The 20347-nt window shown below is 44.7% G+C and carries 19 protein-coding genes; 6 read left to right on the top strand and 13 right to left on the bottom strand.

Annotated elements, in window-relative coordinates; translation table 11 throughout:
- The first annotated feature begins 76 nt into the window (after nt 1–76).
- Nucleotides 77–412, top strand: a complete 336-nt coding sequence (locus K7B07_RS16200) for a hypothetical protein (protein ID WP_223711439.1) — start codon at nt 77–79, stop codon at nt 410–412.
- A gap of 54 nt (nt 413–466) precedes the next feature.
- Here the strand turns inward: K7B07_RS16200 and K7B07_RS16195 are convergent, their stop codons facing one another.
- The 4 genes from K7B07_RS16195 to K7B07_RS16180 all read right to left on the bottom strand — a co-directional run bounded on the left by K7B07_RS16195 (nt 467) and on the right by K7B07_RS16180 (nt 7144).
- Nucleotides 467–1831 (bottom strand): RagB/SusD family nutrient uptake outer membrane protein, encoded by a 1365-nt coding sequence (locus K7B07_RS16195; RefSeq protein ID WP_223711437.1) that lies wholly within the window; start codon nt 1829–1831, stop codon nt 467–469.
- A 79-nt stretch (nt 1832–1910) separates the two neighbouring features.
- Complete coding sequence (locus K7B07_RS16190) at nt 1911–5090, bottom strand: SusC/RagA family TonB-linked outer membrane protein (RefSeq protein WP_223711435.1); 3180 nt, start codon at nt 5088–5090, stop codon at nt 1911–1913.
- A 10-nt stretch (nt 5091–5100) separates the two neighbouring features.
- Nucleotides 5101–5781 (bottom strand): TlpA family protein disulfide reductase, encoded by a 681-nt coding sequence (locus K7B07_RS16185; RefSeq protein ID WP_223711433.1) that lies wholly within the window; start codon nt 5779–5781, stop codon nt 5101–5103.
- 529 nt (nt 5782–6310) lie between these two features.
- Complete coding sequence (locus K7B07_RS16180; RefSeq protein WP_223711431.1) at nt 6311–7144, bottom strand: hypothetical protein; 834 nt, start codon at nt 7142–7144, stop codon at nt 6311–6313.
- A gap of 404 nt (nt 7145–7548) precedes the next feature.
- Between K7B07_RS16180 and K7B07_RS16175 the strand changes: the two genes are divergently transcribed.
- Complete coding sequence (locus tag K7B07_RS16175; protein ID WP_223711429.1) at nt 7549–8106, top strand: helix-turn-helix transcriptional regulator; 558 nt, start codon at nt 7549–7551, stop codon at nt 8104–8106.
- A gap of 78 nt (nt 8107–8184) precedes the next feature.
- Nucleotides 8185–8601: a hypothetical protein gene (locus K7B07_RS16170; RefSeq protein ID WP_223711427.1), complete on the top strand. Its 417-nt coding sequence runs from the start codon at nt 8185–8187 to the stop codon at nt 8599–8601.
- Nucleotides 8602–8886: 285 nt separating this feature from the next.
- On the opposite strand, the gene K7B07_RS16165 is transcribed toward K7B07_RS16170, so the two are convergent.
- On the bottom strand, nt 8887–9456 hold the full coding sequence (locus tag K7B07_RS16165) for a four helix bundle suffix domain-containing protein (protein ID WP_223711425.1): 570 nt from the start codon (nt 9454–9456) through the stop codon (nt 8887–8889).
- A gap of 275 nt (nt 9457–9731) precedes the next feature.
- On the opposite strand from K7B07_RS16165, the gene K7B07_RS16160 reads away from it, so the two are divergent.
- Complete coding sequence (locus tag K7B07_RS16160; RefSeq protein WP_223711423.1) at nt 9732–12140, top strand: ABC transporter permease; 2409 nt, start codon at nt 9732–9734, stop codon at nt 12138–12140.
- 173 nt (nt 12141–12313) lie between these two features.
- Here the strand turns inward: K7B07_RS16160 and K7B07_RS16155 are convergent, their stop codons facing one another.
- The 5 genes from K7B07_RS16155 to K7B07_RS16135 all read right to left on the bottom strand — a co-directional run bounded on the left by K7B07_RS16155 (nt 12314) and on the right by K7B07_RS16135 (nt 15868).
- A complete protein-coding gene (locus K7B07_RS16155) occupies nt 12314–12832 on the bottom strand; it encodes a hypothetical protein (RefSeq protein WP_223711421.1) in 519 nt (172 codons plus the stop codon).
- Nucleotides 12833–13092: 260 nt separating this feature from the next.
- Complete coding sequence (locus tag K7B07_RS16150; RefSeq protein ID WP_223711419.1) at nt 13093–13491, bottom strand: VOC family protein; 399 nt, start codon at nt 13489–13491, stop codon at nt 13093–13095.
- Between the two features lie 272 nt (nt 13492–13763).
- Entirely contained in the window at nt 13764–14540 is a 777-nt protein-coding gene (locus K7B07_RS16145; protein ID WP_223711418.1) for a heparin lyase I family protein, read from the bottom strand.
- A gap of 116 nt (nt 14541–14656) precedes the next feature.
- Nucleotides 14657–15010 (bottom strand): hypothetical protein, encoded by a 354-nt coding sequence (locus K7B07_RS16140; RefSeq protein ID WP_223711416.1) that lies wholly within the window; start codon nt 15008–15010, stop codon nt 14657–14659.
- A gap of 90 nt (nt 15011–15100) precedes the next feature.
- Nucleotides 15101–15868, bottom strand: coding sequence for a DUF4304 domain-containing protein (locus K7B07_RS16135; protein ID WP_223711414.1), 768 nt, complete (start codon nt 15866–15868; stop codon nt 15101–15103).
- Between the two features lie 213 nt (nt 15869–16081).
- Here K7B07_RS16135 and K7B07_RS16130 point away from each other — a divergent pair, with 213 nt between their 5' ends.
- Nucleotides 16082–16909, top strand: coding sequence for a M23 family metallopeptidase (locus K7B07_RS16130; RefSeq protein WP_223711412.1), 828 nt, complete (start codon nt 16082–16084; stop codon nt 16907–16909).
- 4 nt (nt 16910–16913) lie between these two features.
- Entirely contained in the window at nt 16914–17336 is a 423-nt protein-coding gene (locus K7B07_RS16125) for a bactofilin family protein (RefSeq protein ID WP_223711409.1), read from the top strand.
- 64 nt (nt 17337–17400) lie between these two features.
- Here K7B07_RS16125 and K7B07_RS16120 read toward each other — a convergent pair whose 3' ends face one another.
- The 3 genes from K7B07_RS16120 to K7B07_RS16110 all read right to left on the bottom strand — a co-directional run bounded on the left by K7B07_RS16120 (nt 17401) and on the right by K7B07_RS16110 (nt 19626).
- Nucleotides 17401–17994: a hypothetical protein gene (locus tag K7B07_RS16120; protein ID WP_223711408.1), complete on the bottom strand. Its 594-nt coding sequence runs from the start codon at nt 17992–17994 to the stop codon at nt 17401–17403.
- 110 nt (nt 17995–18104) lie between these two features.
- Nucleotides 18105–18362 carry a hypothetical protein gene (locus K7B07_RS16115; RefSeq protein ID WP_223711406.1) on the bottom strand — a complete coding sequence of 86 codons (258 nt, stop codon included), beginning with the start codon at nt 18360–18362 and terminating at the stop codon, nt 18105–18107.
- A 37-nt stretch (nt 18363–18399) separates the two neighbouring features.
- Nucleotides 18400–19626, bottom strand: coding sequence for a DEAD/DEAH box helicase (locus K7B07_RS16110; protein WP_223711404.1), 1227 nt, complete (start codon nt 19624–19626; stop codon nt 18400–18402).
- Nucleotides 19627–20347: the final 721 nt, after the last annotated feature.

Here is a 20347-nt window from a genome sequence, read left to right as displayed (position 1 = left end):
CCCACGGCTTTTTACTGCGCAGTAAAACAAGTTTGATGTTCTAATCATTTTTTTCAAATCATTCAAATTCATTCAAATGTTTAAGTTTAAATGGCTCCTGCCCTTAGTAGCAGTTTTATTCACTGCGGCAGGTGTTTTTGCGATCAATCAACAGTCAGCACCGGAACAACAGGAAAGCAAAGCGCTTGTTACAAAACATTTTCGTTTTACCGGTACTTCGGCAAACTATACCGATCCCGAAATGTGGGAGGTAAGTGATGAACCGTATCCTTCCTGTGGCATAAATGGTATTGTTTGTACTGTAAGTTCTGAATCGCTGGAAACCCCGGAGGACATCGCAGGCTATCTTAGTACGAACGATGCCAATACAAACAATGGCGAAGATTATAAGATCTTAAGCCGGAAACCCTAGCACCTGTAGTAAGATTCTTCTTCTTTAAAAGCCGGGCTTTATCTCCCGGCTTTTTTACCTGGGGTTCTGCGGCATGCCGGTAATATTGATCACGCTTTCCGGAATCGGCAATGCATAGCGGGAATCATTGGGATGCAGTATATATTCTTTGCCGTTTACGATCCGCTTCAGTTCTATGTTCGCTCCTTCCTTATTCAACCGTTTCAGGTCCATCCAGCGGGTATCTGTAAAAACGAGTTCTTTTCTCCGTTCCTTTAAAATAAGGTTTAGCAATTCTTTATCCGGCAAAGACACAACAGGCTCAAATTGCCCTTTTTTCCATCGTTTGGATAACAACGCATTCAGGTCGTTGATCGCCTCCTCTTTTTTCCCAAGACGGGCGGCACACTCGGCACGCATTAAATACCCCTCATTAACAGAAAAAGCGCTGCTTGTCAATGTACCCAATCTTGATCCCTTAAAACTGTGCACATCCTTGCCGGTATTCGCGAAATAAACAACCTTCCTCAAATCATCTTCAGCATATGACTTATACAGGTTGGAATCTATTTTTGCTTTAGGCAAACCCGAAATTGGAAGGCCGAGCATTTGATAATACAGCACCTCAGGGTTATCTTCGAAATTTACTGCTTCAAATGGAAAAGGAGCATCCGGATTCAGCAGGCTAAAATCAAAAAGCTCCTGCCGCATCGATAAACAAAGACTGGTGTATTTATAACAACTGTCATAACTTCTCATATACAGATAAGTTCTTGCCAGTGCCAAGCAGGCCACAGGTTTTGACGCCCTGGTCTTTGCCAGCGGCGTTACAGGGAGTAATGCAATGGCCTCTTTGAGATCATTTATGATCTGTTCATAGGTTTGTTTTACCGAACTTCTTACCGAAGGAATATTAAAATCAGGAGTTAGCCGCAATGGTATCCCCAGGTCTTTATCCGCAGTACCGGCATCATAGGCCGGGCACCAGATAGAAGCAACATTTAAAAAACTAATCCCTCTTAAAAAGAACGCCTGCCCTTTTACATTGGCCACCTCGGCAGCAGTATAAGCGGCACCGGCAACAACCTTATCAATATGAAACAACACTGTATTAGCCCGGTACACATTATTGTAGCAAAGCGCCCAGGGGTTAAAATATTCCTCCCTAAATACGTGATCATTATTCCAGCTGTACATATTGCGGTCATACTCATTCAATGCCGCAAAGTCGGCATCGGTTATGTAATAATTATCTGCCGCGTCTTCACCCGAGCCGGCAGATGCATTTACCCAGCTATCAAATTCAAGAATTCCCTGTAAATCCTTCAGGCTGGATATGATCACCATTCTTTTATTCGGCCGTTCTTCCAGGTACCTGGTACATCCAGCTACAGCAAGCAGCAGGCAGAACAGTACCAATTGATTGACTTTATTTTTCATTTGCTTAATTTTTGGTTTGAAAAAAATGATTATCATCTGCTGTCCCCAGACCGATATTGCCGCATCTCCCCTTTCCGGGCTATAATGTCATACGCAACCCCAGCGAGTAACTCCGGGGTGGCAGAAAAGTGGAGGAGACATACTCCGGATCGATTCCCTGCCGGTTTGCCCGCCAAAGGATACCGAGGTTATTGACATAGCAATAAAGCTGTACTGCGCTGAACGGAAGACGGGGTAATAACTGTTTTGTAAAGTCATAAGCCAGGTTTACATATTGCCAGCGGATGTGATCGCCTTTTTCAACAAGCACATCCGAGTTCAGGTAGAAATTAGTCCGGCTGGCTACATCCGGGTAAGCAAAGGAAGGCACATTGGTATGCAGTTCATCTCCGGGCTTTTGCCAGCGCTTCTGGTAGTCGGCATGCCCGTTTCCGGAGGAGATCAGGCCGCTGTAAATAATGGATGGCCGTTTGAAATAATATCCGAATTTGTACAGGATAGCGGTGGATAAGCTGAATCCCTTCCAGCTGATGGTGTTACCCAGATTACCAAACCATACCGGATTGGCCGGCCCTCGGTAATGCAGGTCCTCAACAGGAAGACTGGCGCTGGTTAGCGCCACATAGTCTTTACTCAGTTTTCCTTGGTAATAGCCCTGGGGGTCACCCTGGTTATTCAGACCGGCCCAGCGGTAGGCGTATACACTTCTTACCGGGTTGCCTTTTACCCCTGCCACACCCTGTCCGGCTACGATGGTACCGGCATTCGATACGGCATAATAATCGGTAACAGCATCTTTGCTCATAGAAAGGTTCAGCGTGGTATTCCATTCCAGTGCGCTGCTTTTAAGCGTTACCGTGTTCAGCATCAGGTCCCAGCCCCGGCCCTTCATTTTGGCCACATTCCGGGTCAGGGTATTTACATCCAGCCCCCAGGTATAATCCACCGGCACAGGCCCCAACAGGTCGGCCGCATACTTGCGGTAATATTCGATACTGCCAGATACCCGCCGATCATTAAAAGCAAAATCAATACCCAGGTTCAGCATGCCCACTTTTTCCCAGCGCAGCAATGGGTTATAAAACCTGGACACTATTGCAACCGGCTGGCCGCTGAAATAACTCGAGCCCAAATAGGTAATGGTGGTAACAGCAGATTGCGAGGGATCCATATTACCGCTGTACCCGTAAGTGCCGCGCAACCGCAGGTAGGATAGTTTTTTTATTTTGTAAAAACGTTCGCGGCTCAGGTCCCATGCCAGTCCGGCCGACCATAACGGTTTCCATTTGTTATTGGTGGTAGCCCCCAGTATATTGGAGCCGTCCTTGCGGGCACTGGCCGTAACCGTATATTTATCCTTATAAGTATACGCCAGGTTGCCGTAATAGGAAATATACCGGTTGAGTGTGGAGCTGAAACCCTCGCCATTTGAGATCAGCGCTTTGGTTCCCCTTATATAGGTGGGAAAGCGGGTTACATAGTCCACCGGCGTAGTCGTGAGGATATCATCATTATAACCATAAGTTCTGTTTTCGCTGCCTTCATTTTTTACCTGCCGTACTTCTGCCCCCGCAAGCATGGCCAACCGCTGCTTTGCCCATGTTTTTAAAAAACTGAGCTGCCCTCTTAATGCCTGTGCGGTTAGTGTGGCCTGGCTCGTATTTAGTATAGCCCCCGGGGGCAGGGCATAGGTAACGGTGCCGGAAGAGCGGTCTACCTGGCTGTAATAATTGATCAGGTCCCGGGTATAAAAGCTTTCCTCATCATACAGGGTACGGTCTTTACTTTGCTGCACCTGGTGCTGATAGCGTACATCTGCCGATAGCCAGGGCTGCACCTGGTAACTAATGCCCAGGTTGGTATTTACATCCAGCACGCTTTCCTTTTCATGTACATACCGGTGTTCCGTAAGCGGGTAATAATTCCAATTCATCAGGTAACCTCCCCCTGCGGTATCCAGGTAGGGTTGCCGGTATTTATTGGCAAAGGCCACCGGGTTGCCGGTATCATCTGCCAGCCGCAGATACGGCCGCGAACCGGAAAGATTGGTAAACCCGCCATATCCGGTCCGCCCGCTACCGCTGGTATTGCTTGACAAATAAGCGGCCGCGGCCACTACCAGGTTTTTAACCGGTTTATAGGTGTTGTCAAAACGGAGCGTTATACGTTCCGACGGGGCATCCAGTTCGCTGATGCGTTTATCGTACCCGCCCGACAACAACCAGGTGGTTTTAGTGTTGCCGCCCCGCAATGTTAATGCATACTGCTGTGCCAGCGCTTTGCGATACATGTAGCGGCTGAAATCTTCCCGGTACGTATCTTTACGGAAACCGTCGATCAGTGTAGCAGAATCTGCTGCGGATATCAACCCGTTTCTTCGCCGGAACAGCGTTTCATAAACCGGAGAAAATGGCGGCCGGTTCTTATTGCTTGTATCGGAAAAGCGGTATTGTTGTTGAAACAGGTAAAGCTCCAGGTCTACAATATCGGTAGCAGGTACCTCGGGTTGGTAATACAGGTCCGGCTTTTCGTCAACTGTAATATTGGTATTGAATTCGATACGCATGGGCTGATCTGCCGGGCCTTTTTTTGTGGTGATCACGATCACCCCGTTGCCGGCCCTGGCGCCCCATATGGAAGCCGCTGCTGCATCTTTTAAAAGCGTAATACTTTCCACATCATTGGGGTTGATATTATTAATATCTCCTTCGTAAGGAAAATTGTCCAGTATAATCAGTACATCCTTTACACCATTAATGGTACTGAGGCCACGTATCTGCAGGGTGCTGCTGCGGTTGCGCTGGTGCAGCGCGTTCAACCCGTTTGCGGTGGCTTCCAGCCGGCTCAGCACATCGCGGCTCACCTGCTGGTTAAAACGCGTGTTGCTGATCACATCAAAAGAGCCCGTTACCCGCTCGCGTGGCAGGGTTTGGTAACCGGTGCTTACTTCCACATTTTCCATTATATGGTCTTCGGGTTCCAGCATAACAAAAAGATTGTCTCCGGGGTGCACCGGCAGGCGCACCTCCTTATAACCAATTGCTGTTATCCAAAGGGTGTCCATCGGTTGTACCGTAATGGCAAAGTCTCCCTGCACACCGGTTTGCGTTTGGGAAATGGAGGAGTGCACAGTTACTCCATGCAGCCGCTCCCCTTCTTTATTTTTAATAACTCCCGTGGCGGTCTTCTGGCCTTGTGCCAGGGCAGCACCAGGTATACAGCAGCAGCTGTATATAAACAGGAACAAAAAATTTTTCATAGCAGTATTTTTAAAGGGTTAGCTGTACGGTGCGGTTTTTAACAGGTGGCAAGGTATCCAGCGGAATATAAGTGGGTTTCATCTGCATTGTCACCGGTCTGCCATCCAGCAGCGCTTTTATAGTTGCGGCCGTTACCGCCTCCGCACCGGTAGCAGCAATGATCCTCCGGTTGGCATCCAGCCATATATAATGTGGCGTGTTCACCTGGAAAAAGAACAGGCTGGTAGCCTGGCGCGTAAGGGACACGGAGGGCAGTAATAGCTTTTTTCCCCTGCCGGCTTCCAGCTGGTGCAGCACGGCTTCCGCATGGGCCGCCTCTTTTGCATTACCATTTATAGTAACCAGCAGCAGCTGCAAGGCCCCTTTAAACTCCTGTTGCAGGCTGTCCAGTTTGGGAAACTGGCGGATACAGGGCACACAGGTAGTGCTCCATACATCCAGCAGCACCAAGCGGGCTTTTAGGGAGGATAGCTTAAAAGAATCTGTTGCGCAGGCCGTTGGGTAAAGCGTTATATCCGGCACGGTATCTCCTATGGTAAGGTAGGCCGTATCCGGTTTCTCCACAGGGATAAAAACAGCATCCTGGGCATGAGCCCTTGGTAGCAGCAGGCAGCAAAAGGTAACCGGTAGTGTTTTTTTAACAAGTGTGCATAGGGTAGCCGCCACGCCGGTAAGCGTTGTTTTTTTCATATACAAGTATTTTAGGTAAAGCAATATTGTTCAGGTACTATATGGGCATAGTATATAATATAGTGTTAGCGATTAATTATTTTTGCCCTGGTGCCGGGTTGTGGGAGGCTTAGCATGAGAGAACGGCCGCCTCCCGCCCGGCAATAAATTATACGGGGTTTTTAGGCTTGCAGGCAAACCGTGCATTGTACAAAGCATGGTCCATATTGCCTGAATAGTGAGCCTCACTATGAAAGCATGATAAAAAATGTAACTGCAATTTATTCATTATGCAAGGCTTTTCCTTAAAGGTCATTTGTAAAGAAGAGTAAAAATATTAAATATTTTAATATATATTCAAAGAATTTGTTGCGTATTCACGATAATAATTTGCAGTTTTTATAAGTATTTTGGATAGCACATAGAAAAAGGAAAAGTAATCTAAACTAAACTAATTAAAGATAAAAGTTGCATTTCGCAAATATTGTTCAATTCCATTTTTCCAAAATACAACTTCCTAATTCAGACTTTTGAATTTCGCACAAAGAAGCTAATTATTCAGACTTGTGGAAATCACCTTCGTTTCTGCTTTATAAATCCTATAAACCACCTTCGCCTTATTTCTAGTCCTTTTATCATTTGATACAAAATAATCACAATAAGATGCATTAAAGCAATGATCAGCATCCCATAACCTCGCATAATTAGAAGTATTTGTTTCCTTATCCTTCCAGTACCCAAGCATATCAAGTAGCTCAAATATAGCAGCAATACGATTATGCAACCCAAAAGTGCTTCCATCAGGATGGCAATTTATACTCATTTCTATTAGTTCCATAAAGGAAATATCCATTCCTAATCCTGGTAATTTTGCATTTAAGTGTTCGAGAACATTCTCCTCTGTATAGTTATTAAGCTTATGTACTTCAATACCCAAAGAATCGCGAATTTGTTCCTTTAGCTCTTTTGAAATAAAATTCATAAAACCCTTCATAGCAGTAATAGCAGAAGGAATCTCTGTAATAGTATTATACACGTTCTGAGGGTCTTCAACCAATCTCCTTACTATATTTCCATTCAAGTCTAAGTACAAATAATTATTCTTGAAAAGATTTCGAATAGTTTGAAATCTTCTATTCAAGAAAGTCTCCCTTGATAAGATTAAATTCCCCGGAAAACTCTCAGCTTCATATAAATGAGCTGCTGAATAAAAAAGATTTATTTCTTTATTGGGGAGCAAGGTTTTGAGTTCATTAAGGGAATATTCACCATTCTCCACAGAAACTACAATATTATTATCAAGATAAACATTCAATACATTAGAATTCGATTTTCCAATATTTTTATTGCCTTCCGATGGCTTTAAATGTTTGTAAATACTCATGACATCCTTATTAAAGACTAATCATAACCAAATAAATCATTGATCTTCTCTACCAAAACTACCAAAGAATTAACATATCTATTATAGTTTTTCCTCCTACAGTTAGAATTTATATAATTAATTATCAGCTTTCTAAAACGTCACTTTAATAACTTAGCATTTTGTAAAAATGCCAGCCAAGCACTGGAGCAACTCCATTAATTAACATTAGCATGATAGTAGAAATATCCAAAATAAAAGTGCTGTTACGCAACCACACACCCAAATTCATGTAAGCAAAAAATTTGTAGGCGAAAAAACTGCTTACATTAAACTTGCTTACAAATTGTAAGCAAATACTGCGCAAGCATTTCAAATGCTTACACTAAATACGCTTACAATTCGGATTAATCAAAACAAGAAAAATGAAGTCATTAAGAACTCAACTACATCTTACACAACGAGAAATGGCAGACCTAATTGGTGTTTCTTATTCTGTTATTGCCCTTTATGAAAAAGGGAGGCGAAACCTGCCCACCAAAGCTTCGATAAAACTGGCTCAATTGCAGTTGTCTTTACAACAGCAACCTCTAACAAAAAAAAGAACAGAAGATATTATATTTAATCAGCAGCAAAGTAAACTACTGAAGTTAGAAAAAGTGCTAAACTCCCATGCACGTAAGGCTGCGGCAAAAGAGATAAATACTAGCTTTATTTTAGGTAAAATGGAAGATCGATATAAGCGACTTATCGAAAAGCTAGCTTTCATACATCGTCTTATGGAAGACACGTCCCCCACATCAAAAGAAATGAGTTTGCTTCAAAATATGGAACTTACTGTAATGGAAGGGTTGGACAATTGCAGCTATGCCAAACAGAGAATTACAAAATATAAATTGGAAGTTTTAAAGGGACGGAAACAAGCTGCATTGCAAACTATGGAAAACATACAACAAACTATTGCCGTTGTTAAAAGTTCTTAAATACTAACATAACGTATTGCTACGCATAACAAAGGAATGTAGTTTCGAAGTATTAATTAATCTTTTAAAACTAAAAAAATGGCTAACTACTCTTTTGATCAATTGACCACCCAAGCTGATTTTGATGCCATATTGAGCATTGCCCGTAAAGAACAAAAAGACCTAGAATGGAAAAAACTTTCTATTGAGCGCCAAAAGGACCAGTATACCGAAAACGCTGTAGAGATTGCCACCGAGCTGACGGCTAAGCAAGCTGAATTAGCTACGCTTGATAGTATTATTGCTAATCTTCCAGATGGAGAGTTAAAGGAAGAGAACATTAAAAAGAAAAAGCGTACAGAGTATAGTATCTTTTTATTGACAGACCGAAAGGCCAACTACGGTGCAGTAGCCCTGCTGGAAAAGGAATATGACCTGGAGCGGGTGCTAAGAGAGCTGGAAGAAACTACAGCATTTATTACCGCCATAGGAAACAACCGACCTGCTGAACTTTAATCACAATAAGAACCGCCTTTCGGGGCGGTTTTTATTTGCGAAGCGATTCAAAACAAGCCTCCATCTTGTCTTTAAAAACTATTTTTATTGATACCTTCGATTGTATTTTCTCAATTTCGGAAGAGTATCTGATTCCATAACAGAAGAAGAGATCGGCGACTATATGGAAACGCTTGCAAAAGAAAAATGATGTAGTCGTCAATGGGACTGGGGCGACCCGCACGACAATTGAAGGCTTTCACTGGTCCAACAAGTCTCATTGGTCCCACCAAGCCACAAGCCTATTTATTCACCCTTCCGCTTTTCCATCCTGGCGCGCAGCATCCGCTCTCTTATTCCTCCTTCATTAATAAATGCCTGCTCCAAAGCTATCAATTGCCTTCTTAACAGATAAAGCGTAACATTAATCAGGCAATACATAAAGTTCGCGCTGATTTCCGGGTCTTCATGCTCTATTGCCTTTTTAAATGTTTCATAACTGGCATTCGGTATTTTATTCAGTTCGCTAAAGCGAAGCGACAGCCGGTCATTCCTGTCCCACTTTTTCAGCTTGTTGATCCGCAGAAAATCTTCATAATCCAGCAACAGCTCTTCCAGACTGGCGCGGGCCACACTGGTCAGCTTTATTTCCATTTCCTTGGATGTAGCCGATACCATGCTGGCTTCCGCAATATTCTGCTTACCGGATCGTGCTGCCTGGGTCATCTGATCAATAGTGCGATCATATTTTTTGAAAAAACGACGACAAAAGAAAACGGTTCCATCAAAAATGATCTCCGCCTTTTGAAAGGAAAGCAAACTACGGTATCCGCCATGAGCGGGTATAAATCCCCGGGGGTCTTCAGGTGCTGTCATTACCGGTGTTTTTTATAAAATAAAATTATTAAAAAATATCATATATTACCCAATAAAATTGCACGACAGATCTGACATCCAGCGAACCATTGTTCCCGGCCTTAACGTTGCACGATAAACCATCCTATAAATGAACGATCACTGTATCAAAAACGCACATTTTTCATTTTTGATAACTTTATATTCGGCTGCCTTTCAACCTGCTAGGCAACTGGCATTTTTATTGAAGTTTTTGGCTGATTCGTTTTTGCAGACACTTTAACTTTACTCCGGTTATGTTCAAAAATCATTTTAAAACTGCCTGGCAGAATTTACGCCGCCACAAGTCCTATGTTGCCATTAATACGATCGGCCTGGCAGTGGGTATTGCCGCCTGCCTGCTTGTTTTCCTGCTGATCCGATATGAAACCAGCTTTGATAATTTTCATAACAACAAGGAACGCATATACCGGGTGGTGGCCGCCACAAAAACACCGGAGGGAATGAACTACTCCCAGGGCAGCGCCTTACCTGTAGCTGAGGCCCTGCGGCTGGACTATCCGCAACTGGAGCAGGTAGCCCGCATCTATGCACGGAAGGATAAACAGCTAAGCCCGCTGAATGATGCCGCCGATACACCGCAAAAAAAGTTTAAGGAAAATAAAGTGCTTTATGCAGAGCCGGAGTTTTTCAGCATCTTTAACTTCCCCTTTATTGCGGGCGATCCTAAAACAGCATTAGCAGAACCCAACACCGCAGTGCTTACACAGGAGACCGCGGAGAAATATTTTGGCAACTGGCAAAACGCCGTTGGCAAACTGATTAAGTATGATAATGACCTGGTATGTAAAGTGACCGGCATCCTTAAAAATACGCCGGCCAATACCGACTTTCCCCTGAACGTTGTGCTTTCTTTTAAAACCGCCGCTGCACACGAGGACATTTCAAAAGACTGGGCGGGCCAGGACGGATCTTTAAACACCTTTGTGGTGCTTCCCAAAAACATGCCGGCAGCTCAATTTGATAACGGCCTTAAAGCTTTTGTAAAAAAACACAGTCCTGCCGAGTATGCGAACCAGGGCTATATGGTACAGCCGCTAAGCAATATCCATTATGAGAGCCGGTTTGGCACACTTAGCGGCGGCACCTTCAGTAGAGAACTGATCACCGCATTAAGCCTGATCGGTCTGTTCCTTTTAATTATCGCCTGCATCAACTTTATAAACCTTGCTACCGCACAGGCCGTGACCCGTGCCAAGGAAGTAGGCATCCGGAAAGTACTGGGCAGCAGTAAAAAACAGCTGATCCTTCAGTTTTTAAGTGAAACCTTTTTGATCACGCTTGCCTCAGCGCTTATCGCGCTGGGGATCGCATTTATTGTGCTGCCGCTGATGAACAACCTCCTGCAGATATCCGTGCATCTGCAATTTCGTTTCCCTCTGATCGCATTTTTGATCTCTACTGTTATTACGGTTACGCTTTTATCCGGTTTCTATCCTGCATTGGTGCTTTCAGGTTTTAATCCCATCACTGCGTTAAAGAGTAAATTCACCAGCAAAACGACAGGCGGATTTTCCATGCGGAGAGTACTGGTAGTGTTCCAGTTTGCCATTGCACAGCTACTGATCATCGGGACATTGATCGTTGTAAGCCAGATGGACTTTTTTCAAAATGCCGCCGTGGGTTTTGACAAAGAAGCTGTCATTACGGTGCCGATGGCCAATGACCAGTCGCGCCCCCCGCAGGGAGATGCGCTAAAAACAGCACTGCTGCAACAGGCGGGGGTAAAAGATGTAAGTCTCAGTGCATTCAGTCCGATGGACGTAGCCGGCTGGGACGATGATTTTAAATTTGATAACGCTGCAAAAAAAGCCGGTTTCAGAACCGATTTTAAATGGGCGGATGCCGATTATTTTAAAACCTATAATATTCAGTTCCTAGCAGGGGCTCCCTATAACCAGACCGACACTACTATAAAAGGATTTGTGGTAAATGAAATGCTGACAAAGAAACTGGGTTTTAAAAACCCGGAAGCGATCATTGGTAAAAAAATAAGCTTTTGGGATGGCAAAATTGCGGCACCTGTTGTGGGAGTGGTAAAAGATTTTAACAGCTACTCGCTGAAGGATGAAATGAAGCCGGTAGTGCTTGGGGGAAACAAAATGTTTTACCGGCTGATGAATATAAAAATAGAACCGCAACAGATGCAGCAAACACTGGCTGCAATAGAACGGATCTGGAGTAAGACCTATCCTGACTTCGTTTATGAATACCAGTTCCTGGATGAAAAGATCGCCAGCTTTTACAAACAGGAACGCCAGCTTTCCTTATTATATCAACTGTTTGCAGGTGTTGCCATTTTTATTTCCTGTCTTGGTTTGTATGGCTTTGTTTCTTTTATGGCGGTACAGCGCATCAAAGAAGTGGGCATCCGGAAAGTGCTGGGCGCATCGGCAGGTAATATCGTTTATTTATTCTCGAAAGAATTCACATTGCTTATCGGCATTGCATTTTTGATCGCAGCGCCGTTAGCCTACTATTTCATGCACCGGTGGCTGCAAAACTTCGCCTACCGGATAGAGATCGGCGTAGGAATATTTGTGTCCACCATCCTTATTGCCGAAATCATCGCCTGGCTTACGGTGGGCTACCGGGCAATTAAAGCAGCAGTGGCCAACCCGGTGAAGAGCTTGAGAACAGAGTGATAGCAGCTTAATAGCGGGCATTTTTGCTTTTCTCCGTCCCCCGGACTTGGAACCGTGGATCTAAAGTGGAAATACCTGCTTCCGATGGTCATCAAATCCATCACCCGTAATATCACTATATAGAAATAGCATTATAGTTCCGAAACAATTCGATCATTCAATATCATCTGCATTTAATTCACCTCACCATCCGCTGGAATCCAAACGGATGCATCTAACCGCGTAGTATCAGCCCTGGTCACCCAAATAAAACAAGGCCTAATCGTTGTTATTTTACTAACATTATAGATAGGAGGGCCTCCGTCTGTAGCTCCGCAACCAAACTCCCTGATGACAATCCTTGTTCCTTTATCTTTTCTATTATAAAAAAGTACTTTATCAACTGACCAGCCGCACATTCCGCCAGCGAAAGCCCCAATATAAAGCACTACGACCGAAACAAAAGCCGCTCCAACAGTTATGACAATCTTTATAGCCTTTACAGCTTCCGAATCTGTTTTTTTTAACGTACCCAATAAGGTTAGAACAATGGCAGCTGGTAAACAGGCAAAACGAATTGCCTCATACCGCTCCATATAATTATCATCAGCAAACTTCAATGGAGTAACAAGAAGAACCACGGTCATAACTATAAATACAGCAATCAGAATTATTGTCATCCGGAATATAGATTTATTAAAATAATTCATCATAAAAAATTCACTTGGTTTATTCACTTATTCTATAGCTTTTTCACCCCTCCTCAATCCATCACTCCTTATTTTTCTCCATTTATGCCAATAAAGTATCCTCCCGGCGAAGGCAATCTGACGTATACCGGTAATTGTCATTCATTTTCTCTTTTCCGTGACCGATCCTCCCTTCTGAGCATTTTTTTTCGTCCTCTGCTGTCCGGCCACGTGGTGCAGGTAGTTCATTTTTTATGAATAGAATAACAAAAAGGTGCATTGACTTACTCTTCAAAAGGCTGGCCAGGATCCGGGTCGGTACCAAAACGCAGCACATGCCCGTCCGGGTCCTCCACCAAAAGCTCCATTGCCCAGACTCGGTTAACGGGCGGTTGTCGAATGATAACGCCTTTTGCTTTTAGTTGCTCATAAAGGTTGAAAATATCTCCTTCAAAACCGATCCAGACCCAGGTACCCGGGCTGCCCTGCGCACCCCGGCAAAGATAGATGCCTGCATTTTCCCGGTTCATGCTTGTAAAATCATCACTGCCCCACTCCGCCTCCTCAAATCCCAATATGTCTTTATAAAATGCACGGCTGGCATTCATATCCTTCACTGAAAGAATGACCTGCACACCTTCTATCCGAATACCTAACGGACTACGATTGTTTTTTGAATCCATAATACTAAAATTTAATAAAGCATCGGCGTTGGACCAGACTACCCTGCTGCCAACGATCAACTGAACTGTTTATTTTTTTCCCAGCAGGAAAGGCCTCCAGGCACACTATAATATTACAGAAAAATATTTCAACCTGTTGCAGGCGACACATAAAAAGATATTCTGGCTGAACGATGCCGGTCATCTGATACCCGATAAAGCTCCGGGTCAACTTCAAAAAATCATTATCAACGAAATACTTCCCAAAACACAGCAGCTATAGCAGCTGGTGATCACTGCGCCACATCCGCGTAGCTGGTACCAATCCGGATCCCCTTAACAATATGAGTAGCCTGCTCTTCATCCCCGCCATATACGCCCCATTTGGGATCGCAGTAATCTGCGTCCATGGTGCGGCAATAATAGCGCTGGCTGCCATTGGAGAAGGTTTGCTTTATACCGTTGTACCAAAGTTCAATATAGCCGGTGGCGGCGCTGTAAGACAGTTTCATACGGAGTACGAACTTTTGCCAGGTGGCGGTGGACAGCGAAACCGACCAGGGTACAGCAGCCACATGGTTGATGTCGAAATACTGTAACTCGAGGTTGCCGCTTTTTGTACGCAGCATTATGGGATGATTGGCCGTAGTACCTGTGGGATAAGACTTCCATTGAAATACCGCATCGGTTTTTAAGGCAGAAGGCATATACAGTTTACTCGTCCAGCCGATGTAGATCTCGTCCCCGTCCGCCGCCTGGTAATTTTTGGCGCCATGCCCTTCTGTACGATGACTACCGGCAGGTTTTAAAAATTTCCAGCACAATGTGGCGGTCTCATCATTAATGGCAGTAACGGTTCCGCTCCCTTCAATATTAATGTCCTTCCACACATTTGAAGAACCCTGCGACGCGTCTCCATTGAACAACACCGATAGTATTCCAATGGCGCCTCTGGCGGATACAAGTGCCATTTCATCCGGATTCTGAGGTGCAGCAGTTCTATCTTTTTTACATTGGGACAGGGAGCATACACAGGCGAAGCCTAACAGGCAGGTTACAAGTTTTTTCATTGTTGCAGGAATTAGAGGTTTATAATGCAAGCGTTTGCATAAATATAAAACTAAAACATCAATCCCCGGTATAAATAATGAATCTTTCCCGATAAATTCAACGGGTCTTCCGGCTCTTATTCCCAGCCGCCGTTCTGTGGATCGTACTTTGCAAATTCGTCAGTGTCGGTAAATTCAGAGGCCGTCATTCCTGCCTCAAAGATGCTGTCCGTATCCCAGCCTGCAGTGAAATACAATCCACGTTCCGTCAGCAATACCGTGATGGTATATTCCGCATGCCGGTATTCCATACCGTCCGGACTTTCCCGTACCAGTTCGTAGTCGTAGCCCAGCAGCCGGTCTTTAAGCTCCGCGATCTGCTGTTCTGTGAACGGCTCCAGCTGCTCCGCGTCATCGAAGAAATGCTCATCATTGCATTGCTGCTCCCGGTCCTTTGTTTCCAATCTGAACAATTGTATATCGTAACTCATCTGCGCTTTATTCTGTTTTTAAAAAGAGTTCACTTACCCCGTTATGCATTACAATCATTGTAAGCATTTAGATCCATCGGTCTGTTGCCGTTATGCGCTCGTATTTAAAAGTTCAGCAACCGTATCGCTTTGCTGGTGCTTCCGGAATACCTCATTCAACTTGCCTTCAAAAATACTCCATCGCTTTTCCGAACCAAAATCCTGGTGCAGTTCTTTCACATAGCGCACCTGGCCATCCCGGTTTGTTGTCCGTACCAGGTATTCGAACAACTCCAGGTAGTTATTCAGTTTATTCTGTCCGATCATCAGGTTTACCAGATCTCCGGTAGTGCCGATGGAGTCAAACAATTGCAAGGCGGTTCCCAGATCTGCCATAAGCTTTGCTGCCAATGCTGCCGGCTCCGTTGCTTCATTTATAATATAACCGTCTTTTTCAGCTTTTGTGATGGCAGAGATCCTGCTTTTGAAATAACACTCATATTCCTTTACCATTTCCGGACGGTCCACTGCTATCGCCCGGTCGATCGCTGCGGAATGTATCCCGCAGTTAATATAAAAACGCAGCTGACCGGGGTGGTTTCCCTGGCTCAGTTGAAAATTAAACAGGAATACCAGGTCGCTGTTAGTCCTGTAAAAGTTCAGCCCTTTTTTTACGAATCCCTTTTCTTTTAATAATAGCTTGGCTGTTTCTGAAATTAATTGTTTGAAGCGTTCTTTCATTTTCCAGCTTTTAATGACACAAGTTACAAACTGCCATTTGTTATCCGCTGATTTTTTATTGCCGGAGAAAACCGAAGCCGGCACACACAGATCCCCCTGGCCGGTTTTGGTGCAATCCGGTTTAATTAATGATTTCATAATACCGCTTTTCCCGGAAGCACCATTACCATTCCAGGTTCCCCTATAATCCTTTCCCGACGGCATTTCCGGCCGTTTGGTACAGATGGGGTTCTAAAACCGGTAAAGATTCAGGGGTGTACAGGGAGGCCATGCCGTTGCTGCTTCACACATTGTTTTTTTTATCATACAACGGATTTACCGTATCTTACGGCGCCGAAACTTTGTAAAGCCATGCTGAAGCATAAAACCTCTATACTGTTCGTTAATAATGCCGGCAAAGAAAAAAAAGCGATCCAGGTGCCTACCGTGCTGCTCACGGCCTGGCGAAAATGGCTGATCACTCTTGTATCGGTCATCGTACTGCTATGCGTTCTTGTCTGCTTTGTCATCTTCAAAAGAACAAGCCATTTTTATTCCGCAGCCTATAAGAACCGGCTGGAACAGGCTACCCGCGTACAGCATGAGGTTAATATGGAAAAGGTAAAGGCTTCTTTTAGATCCATCGATCAGCGGATGAAGCAGCTGAACCAGCTTTTGGGAGAAAGAGGTCTGTCAAAACTGGCAGTGGAAAACGCCGGCGGGCCGGAGGAGTTTGATCTGACGGATATTGAAGATGTGGCCTCGGTTTACGACAGCGGTCTGGGTAAAATGGCGGAAGTGATCCGAAACACGCCCATCGGAAGACCCCACTTCGGCGATCAGACCTCGGGCTTTGGGCATCGCTATAATCCTTTCGGAACGGGGTCCGTGGAAAGCCACAGCGGACTTGATTTCCGGGGTGCTGTGGGTGATATGGTAAAGGTTACTGCTGATGGGGTGGTTGCTTTTGCGGGAACAAAAGGTGGTTATGGAAACTGCATTATCATTCAACATAAGAACGGGTTCCAGACCCTGTACGGACATTTATCGAAGATCCTTGTAAAAGAGCATCAGCCGGTAAAATCCGGGGAAAAAATCGGAGAAGTGGGCAGCACAGGAAGAAGCACCGGTCCGCATTTACATTATGAGGTATGGGTTAACGGTGTAAGAACAGACCCCTCCCGCTTTACAAAACTATAGCACTATGTTTAATAAAACTACAGCTGTGAAGGATAAAAAGACCACACTGGATAATATAGCCATCAATACGGTCATTGATGAAGGTATGCTGATCAAAGGAAATATTTCCGGCGAAGGGGCTATAAGGATCGATGGAAAAGTAGAAGGCAATATCGATCTGAAAGAGGGCATTATCCTTGGCGAAAAAGCCGAGATCACCGGCGCGGTAAAAAGCAATATAATTGTAGTGCACGGAAAATTATATGGCAATATCAACTGCCGTTATCTCTACATCAAAAGCACCGGGCTGATCGATGGGGATATTGAAGTAGGCGCTTTTGAAGTGGAGCTGGGTGGCAAGTACAACGGTACGCTCAAAATGTTCAACCAGGAACCTTCCGAGAACGGCATTTCAAAATCAAAGAAAACAGCGGAAGTAAAGGTCTGAACCCGGGTCAACCAAATCCCTTTCTATACTGTGATAAGAGGACTGTCGAAGACGGTACCGGTATTTATTCTTTTAAAAAATCGAGATCAAAATAATATAAGGTCCTGTTTTCCCGGTCAACATAAAGCGTAGTGGTTTTTTGCTGATCCAGATAGAACTGCAGTGTAACACGGTCCTTCGGAACGATCTGGCTGATAAATTTCTCTGTTTTCCCGGTCATGGGATTCTGTCTTTCAAAGAGAAGCACCGTTTGCTTTGTCTGCACCTGCTTCACATTTCTGATCCCCTGCCCTCCCAGCGCATTCCATGCCTGGATATCCTGTTCAAATCCAAATGACAGCAGTGGATTTTCGTGCCCGTAGCGTTGTTTCTCTTCATAAAAACTATGTTCCTTCAGTTCACATGCGGTCAGGTCAACCTGGATACGTTCACCCGTTGCTTTCAGGTCCTTAAGCAACTTTAAAAGCCGTTGCTGTTCTCTGAATTCTTTTGCTGAGGGTGCAGACCGAAACAGGAGAAGGCCGCTTACAGACATGACCATCCCCGCTATTAAAAACACAGACCGGTATGGAATCACAGTTCCATTGTAATACTTAAAAAAGGTTGCTGTCAAAATGCCGAGTCCCAGCAGCAGACCAGCTAAAATTTTTCTTCCCATTTTTAAAGCAGTTTTACGGCATATTTTTTATTGCAAAATAATCGTTGCTGCCGGTCCTTAAAGTTAGCAGGTTTCAATTTTTCAGCAGCCGATATCAGTAATAAAGTGCATTAAATAAACGCAAAAAAATAAAGCAACAGTAACAGCACTATGCACAGGCTATAAAAAAGAAAGCCGATATTCCTGTTCTTTACTGATAAAAAAGTTCCGACCGCCCCAATAAACAAACCCCAGCCGGCAAATGTTTCCAGGTGGTTCCAAAGGGGAGTGGTTAAAAGCAGGAGTACCAATACTCCCATCAATGCATAGTAGGCGATCCGGATCCCTTTTTCAACAGCAGTATTTTCAAATATTTTGTTGCTCCACATACCCACTTATTATAAAAAAGGCAGGATCATCAAAAAACTACTGATGCCGCTCGCCTCTTTTTTTGTAAAATTTTTTCTTTGGCGGTCCGCCGGGGCGTTTGGAGCGGACAGGGTTGTATGCCGGTTGTTTGCCTAGTTGCTCGGGCAGCGGCATCTTTTCCACTTCCCTCCCGATCAGTTTTTCAATGGCCAGGAACTTTCGCTGGTCTTTCTGATTCACCAGCGTAAAAGCACTGCCTTCGGCTTCCGCACGTGCCGTACGTCCGATACGGTGTACATAATCCTCACCCGCGCGCGGCACGTCAAAATTGATGATCAGATCAATATGGTCGATATCGATACCGCGGCTCAGGATATCAGTAGCCACAAGAACCGGCACGCGACCACTTTTGTATTTCATCAAAACAGCTTCCCGCTCTTCCTGTTCCAGGTCGCTGTGAATCTCTCCAGCTTTGATCCCCTTCCTGCGCAGATCGCGTGTCAGCTGTTTTACATTCAGTTTGCTGCTGCAGAATATCAGTACGGCCTTGTATTGTTTTGCCGCCAGCAGGTGCTGGATCAGCGGAATCTTTTGTTCGTCATATACCATGTACGCCTGCTGTACGATCTTCTCCGGAGGCTTGCTCATAGCTATGCTCACTTCAACCGGGTTATGCAAAATCGTATTGGCCAGTTTTTTTATTTCGGGTGGCATGGTTGCCGAAAAAAGCAGGTTCTGTCTTTTCTTGGGAAGATGATTGATGATAAACATTATGTCACCATAGAATCCCATATCGAGCATGCGGTCCGCTTCATCCAGTACCAGGCATTGCAGGCGATCCAGTTTTACATAGCCCATTTTTATATGCGCCATCATTTTACCGGGTGTACAGATCACTATATCGGCGCCTGCTGTCAGTGCTTTCTTTTCCTGTATAAAATTATTCCCGTCGCCACCGCCATATACGGCAACAGAACTCACGTCGGTAAAATAAGAAAGGCCATCCAGGTGCTGTGCGATCTGCACTGCCAGTTCCCTGGTCGGTACAATGACGATGGCTTTGATTCCCTCGGGCTGTGTTTCATTTATGGTTAATAACCGGTTGATCAGGGGCAGCAAAAATGCCGCGGTTTTCCCGGTACCTGTCTGTGCAAATGCCAGTACATCCTTTCCTTCCAGGATATGCGGAATCACCTGTTCCTGTACCGGAGTGGCCTGCTGATAATTAGAGGCCTCTATGCCTTCCATCAGGCGATCGTCAAACCCAAACTCTGTAAACTTCACGTATTTCGATTAAAAATTTAAGCTGCAAAGATACCGCCTTTACTGCATAAAACAGCAGGTGAATCATAGCTTCTATTCGTCTTCCTCAATTACTGTCATTGCTGGTATTCTTTCAGCATTTGTGCGCCGGAACCGGCGTTAACTGTTACTCAATAATAAATAGCAATCCGAAGGCTTTGTGTGCCCATATTCCTGACCCGTAGTGCCCCTGCCCTCGGTATATAAAGATCAAAACCCCGTTGTGCCGCATCGGGCAGCTCCGTATAGTCGTACATTTTAAACGGGCTGTTGTTCAAGTAGAGTTGCAAGCCAATGCTTGGCTTCGATTCGCATTCGATCCTTATATTTTGAGGCTGAAGAATCTTTAGGACGGTCGTTCCACCGGAGGCAGCAAGCACTATGTTTTTAACGGCATAAGGTAATTTTACAGTGAGGCCGGCAGGACAAGACAGCAGTTTTACGGTCTTGTAAAGATACAGGTATAAAAGCCGGGACCTATGTAATTACCACGGACAGAATACGGACAATCGTCCTGGTATGATTCTTTGTCGATTGTTGTTTACCCGTCAGGTTGCCAGCCTGGGTTCTGCGGGGTTTCCAGGTCCATGAGGCATACAGACAAAAAAAAGCCTCACATTTCTGTGAGGCGCTTCAATAAGAATGGCAGCTACCTACTCTCCCGCATTGTGGTGCAGTACCATCGGCCATAAGGGGCTTAACT

Origin of the sequence: Niabella beijingensis (assembly GCF_020034665.1) — a bacterium.
In the GTDB taxonomy this organism is placed as follows: domain Bacteria; phylum Bacteroidota; class Bacteroidia; order Chitinophagales; family Chitinophagaceae; genus Niabella; species Niabella beijingensis.
This window is presented reverse-complemented; position numbering and strand designations above follow the sequence as displayed.

Coding starts and splice junctions, on each gene's coding strand:
- K7B07_RS16200 (WP_223711439.1), top strand. CDS start 77: ATGTTTAAGTTTAAATGGCTCCTGCCCTTAGTAGCAGTTTTATTCACT.
- K7B07_RS16195 (WP_223711437.1), bottom strand. CDS start 1,831: ATGAAAAATAAAGTCAATCAATTGGTACTGTTCTGCCTGCTGCTTGCT.
- K7B07_RS16190 (WP_223711435.1), bottom strand. CDS start 5,090: ATGAAAAATTTTTTGTTCCTGTTTATATACAGCTGCTGCTGTATACCT.
- K7B07_RS16185 (WP_223711433.1), bottom strand. CDS start 5,781: ATGAAAAAAACAACGCTTACCGGCGTGGCGGCTACCCTATGCACACTT.
- K7B07_RS16180 (WP_223711431.1), bottom strand. CDS start 7,144: ATGAGTATTTACAAACATTTAAAGCCATCGGAAGGCAATAAAAATATT.
- K7B07_RS16175 (WP_223711429.1), top strand. CDS start 7,549: ATGAAGTCATTAAGAACTCAACTACATCTTACACAACGAGAAATGGCA.
- K7B07_RS16170 (WP_223711427.1), top strand. CDS start 8,185: ATGGCTAACTACTCTTTTGATCAATTGACCACCCAAGCTGATTTTGAT.
- K7B07_RS16165 (WP_223711425.1), bottom strand. CDS start 9,456: ATGACAGCACCTGAAGACCCCCGGGGATTTATACCCGCTCATGGCGGA.
- K7B07_RS16160 (WP_223711423.1), top strand. CDS start 9,732: ATGTTCAAAAATCATTTTAAAACTGCCTGGCAGAATTTACGCCGCCAC.
- K7B07_RS16155 (WP_223711421.1), bottom strand. CDS start 12,832: ATGATGAATTATTTTAATAAATCTATATTCCGGATGACAATAATTCTG.
- K7B07_RS16150 (WP_223711419.1), bottom strand. CDS start 13,491: ATGGATTCAAAAAACAATCGTAGTCCGTTAGGTATTCGGATAGAAGGT.
- K7B07_RS16145 (WP_223711418.1), bottom strand. CDS start 14,540: ATGAAAAAACTTGTAACCTGCCTGTTAGGCTTCGCCTGTGTATGCTCC.
- K7B07_RS16140 (WP_223711416.1), bottom strand. CDS start 15,010: ATGAGTTACGATATACAATTGTTCAGATTGGAAACAAAGGACCGGGAG.
- K7B07_RS16135 (WP_223711414.1), bottom strand. CDS start 15,868: ATGAAATCATTAATTAAACCGGATTGCACCAAAACCGGCCAGGGGGAT.
- K7B07_RS16130 (WP_223711412.1), top strand. CDS start 16,082: ATGCTGAAGCATAAAACCTCTATACTGTTCGTTAATAATGCCGGCAAA.
- K7B07_RS16125 (WP_223711409.1), top strand. CDS start 16,914: ATGTTTAATAAAACTACAGCTGTGAAGGATAAAAAGACCACACTGGAT.
- K7B07_RS16120 (WP_223711408.1), bottom strand. CDS start 17,994: ATGGGAAGAAAAATTTTAGCTGGTCTGCTGCTGGGACTCGGCATTTTG.
- K7B07_RS16115 (WP_223711406.1), bottom strand. CDS start 18,362: ATGTGGAGCAACAAAATATTTGAAAATACTGCTGTTGAAAAAGGGATC.